Source organism: Cryobacterium lactosi (genome assembly GCF_004403945.1).
GTDB lineage: Bacteria > Actinomycetota > Actinomycetes > Actinomycetales > Microbacteriaceae > Cryobacterium > Cryobacterium lactosi.
Genome location: NZ_SOHM01000038.1, coordinates 1 through 3459 on the forward strand (window position 1 = coordinate 1; position 3459 = coordinate 3459).

Annotated in this window: 3 protein-coding genes and 1 pseudogene; all 4 read left to right on the top strand. The window is 70.8% G+C overall.

What is annotated here, in order from left to right:
* Nucleotides 1-203 precede the first annotated feature (203 nt).
* Nucleotides 204-839 carry a tRNA (adenosine(37)-N6)-threonylcarbamoyltransferase complex dimerization subunit type 1 TsaB gene (tsaB, locus tag E3T61_RS18345; protein ID WP_134642297.1) on the top strand — a complete coding sequence of 212 codons (636 nt, stop codon included), beginning with the start codon at nt 204-206 and terminating at the stop codon, nt 837-839.
* On the top strand, nt 839-2506 hold the full coding sequence (tsaD, locus tag E3T61_RS18350; RefSeq protein WP_134642298.1) for a tRNA (adenosine(37)-N6)-threonylcarbamoyltransferase complex transferase subunit TsaD: 1668 nt from the start codon (nt 839-841) through the stop codon (nt 2504-2506). The genes tsaB and tsaD overlap by 1 nt, the downstream gene beginning before the upstream one ends.
* Before the next feature lie 165 nt (nt 2507-2671).
* Nucleotides 2672-3097: a DUF4190 domain-containing protein gene (locus tag E3T61_RS18355; protein ID WP_134642299.1), complete on the top strand. Its 426-nt coding sequence runs from the start codon at nt 2672-2674 to the stop codon at nt 3095-3097.
* 129 nt (nt 3098-3226) lie between these two features.
* A pseudogene (locus tag E3T61_RS22105) lies at nt 3227-3459 on the top strand (hypothetical protein); the annotation flags it as partial.

Genomic DNA, 3459 nt, shown 5'->3' on the forward strand with positions numbered 1-3459 from the left:
CTGCGGGAACTCTGAAATGTCCATGCGGACGTCCTTTTCCCCGCCCTGAGCCGGCCCATGATGAAACGATGATCTGTCTCACCACAGGCTGACACTCAGGGTACGCCGGACGCAAAAGTCCGCTTCGGCAACAGTTGCGGGCCGGCGAGCGGATGCGTGCGGGCGCGGCGGCAGCACGGCCCGGGGCCGAATAGGCTGGACGGGTGCTCCTCGCCATCGATACCTCCGCCGGCACCAGCGTCGCCGTCGTCGACCTGACCCAGGGCGTGATCGCCGAACGCGGCGTCGCCGACACCATGCGCCACGCCGAGGTGGTCGGCCGTCTCATCCAGGAGTGCCTCACCGAGGCCGGCATCCCCGTTACCGCGCTCTCCGGCGTCGTCGGCGGCATGGGCCCCGGCCCGTTCACCGGCCTCCGCGTCGGCATCGCCGCCGCCCGGGTCTTCGCCCTCGGCATCGATCGACCCCTGGTTCCCGTGGTCAGCCACGACGCCATCGCCTACGGCCACTACCGCACCGGCCACACCGGTCCGCTGCTCGTGGTCACCGATGCCCGCCGCCGCGAGGTGTATTGGTCCGCCTACAGCGGGGCGGATGCCGCGGGACTGCCGGAGCGTCTCGGCGCGCCCGCCCTGGCCAAACCGGCCGAGCTGCTCGAGGCGGACTTCGTGCACGCCGCCCTGCCCCGCCTCGATGCCGCCACCATCTCCGCCGGCGACCTCGGCATGGTCGCCGAACTCAGTTTTGCCGCCGGGCGCCCGTTCGCCGCCGACGAGGCGCTCTACCTCCGCTCGCCCGATGTGACGGTGTCCAAAAACGGCCCGAAGCGGGTGAGCTGATGACCTGGCAGCTGCGCCGTGCCACCGCCGCCGACGTCGATGCGATCATGGCCCTGGAAACCTCCATCTTCGAAAACGACGCCTGGTCGACCGAGATGATGGCCCGCGACGTCGCCGACCCCGGCTGCTACTACCTGGTTGCATTCCCGCCGGACTCACCGGAGCACATCGTGGCCTATGCCGGACTGCAGGCAGCCCAACGGTCGCCGGAGAGCGACATTCAGACCATCGCCGTGGCCGAAGAGGCCCGTGGCCGAGGCCTCGGCCGGGTGCTCATGCTCAGCCTGATCACCGAGGCCCGCAAGCGCGGTGCCCGCGAGACGTTCCTCGAGGTGCGCGCCGACAACCCCGGCGCCCAGCACCTCTACCGCTCGCTCGGCTTCGAAGACCTCGGCGTGCGCCGGGGCTACTACCAACCAGACAACGTGGATGCCATCGTGATGCGCCTGCCCATTCCGCCCACCCAGATGCAGTTCACCGCGGATGCCGCCGCGGCCGCCGGCCCTTCCGCGGCCCTCGCCGCCGAACCTGTCGCGACCGCTGCCGTCAAGCCTGCTGACGAACCCGCGCCCGCCGCATCCGCCGCCCCGGCCCGACCGCTCAACCGCACCGACCCGCTGGTGCTCGGCATCGAAACCTCGTGCGACGAGACCGGCATCGGCATCGTGCGCGGCACCACCCTGCTCTCCAACACCATCGCCTCCTCCATGGACGAACACGCCCGCTACGGCGGCGTCGTGCCTGAGGTCGCCGCCCGCGCGCATCTGGAGGAGATGGTGCCGGCCATCCATGCCGCGCTCGCCGAGGCCGGGGTCGGCCTCAACGAGATCGACGCCATCGCCGTCACCAGCGGCCCCGGCCTGGCCGGCGCGCTGATGGTGGGCGTCGGCGCCGCCAAATCGCTCGCGGTCGCGCTCGACGTGCCCATCTACGCCGTCAACCACCTCGTCGGCCACGTCGGCGCCGACCTGCTCCGCGGCGAGGGCGTCACAACGGATGCCCCGCTCGAGTACCCCACCATCGCCCTGCTGGTCTCCGGCGGGCACACCTCGCTGCTGCTCGTGCGCGACCTCGTCTCCGACGTGGAACTGCTGGGCGAAACCATCGACGACGCCGCCGGCGAAGCCTTTGACAAGGTGGCCAGGGTGCTCGGCCTGCCCTACCCCGGCGGCCCCCAGATCGACAGGGTCGCGGCGACCGGCGACCCCACCGCCATCCGTTTTCCGCGCGGCCTCAGTCACCAGAAGGATGTGGCCAAGCACCGGTACGACTTCTCCTTCTCCGGCCTCAAAACCTCGGTGGCCCGCTGGGTGGAACAGAAGGGAGACGCCGGCGAGACGGTGCCGATCGACGACGTCGCGGCGAGCTTCCGCGAGGCCGTCGTCGACGTGCTGCTCACCAAGGCCGTCGCGGCCTGCACCGATCTCGGGGTGCCGCGGCTGCTGCTCGGCGGCGGCGTGATCGCCAACGCCCGGCTGCGCCAGGTGGCCCAGGAACGTACGTGTGCGGCCGGCATCGCCCTGCGCATCCCGCCGCTGTCGCTGTGCACCGACAACGGTGCCATGATCGCGGCGCTCGGCGCGCAGCTGATCATGGCCGGGCACGAGCCCTCCACCCTCGATTTCGGGGCGGACTCGACCCTGCCGGTGTCGCAGATCCAAGCCTGAAACCGCACCTCACCAAGCTTTTCGCGGCATGACGCGTTACTGTGGCCGTGGGGGTTTTGAGTTGTGCCAGCACGTTGACACCCCCACGGCGCGGGTGCCACTATGGCCCCATCGCACCCAGCACCCCCGCATGCCCTACGCTGCACCCACGTGAAGGAGTCCCACATGACCGACCCGAACCAGCCCCCGGTGAACCAACCGGACTCGACCGAGCCCACCCCGCCGCCGGCCTACACCCCGCCCGCCCCGCCGGCATATGGCGCCGCTCCTGCCGCGCCGGCCTACGGCAGTGCACCCGCGGCCCCGCAGGCCTACTCGCCGCAGGGCTACGGTCAGCCCGCCGCCGCCGACAAGTGGAACGTTCTCGCAATCATCTCCCTGGTCAGCGCGTTTTTCGTGTCGCTCGCCGCGGTCATCTGCGGACACATCGCCCTCAGCCAGATCAAGAAGACCGGTGAGAAGGGCCGCGGCCTGGCCATCGCCGGCCTCGTGCTGGGCTACCTCGGCTTGATCAGCGGCCTCATCTTCATCGTCGTCGTGATCCTGGTGACCATGGCCGGGATCAACGACGGCTCGTACGTCACGTACTAAACAGGTCGGCCTCCACGGGCCTCACTGCTCGGCAGACCACGCTCACCGGTCAGCCCGGTCGCCCACACGGGCGGCCGGGTTGCCGGGAACGAGGAACACCAGGTTTCCACAGGAAAGGAATGACCGGTCATGACTGATCCGAACACCCCACATCCCGAGGTTCCCCAGGTGCCCGACGTGCCTCAGGTGCCCGACGTTCCCCAGGTCCCCGACTTCCCGCAGGACAGCGCGGCCGGCGATCCGCCGGAACGCCCGGGCAACCCCGCCGGTGATCCCACCCCGGGCGCCGGTCCGCCCACCCCGCCGGTGAGCCCGGCCGGCCAGCCGACGCCTCCGCCGCCCGGCCCGCCCACCCCGCCGCC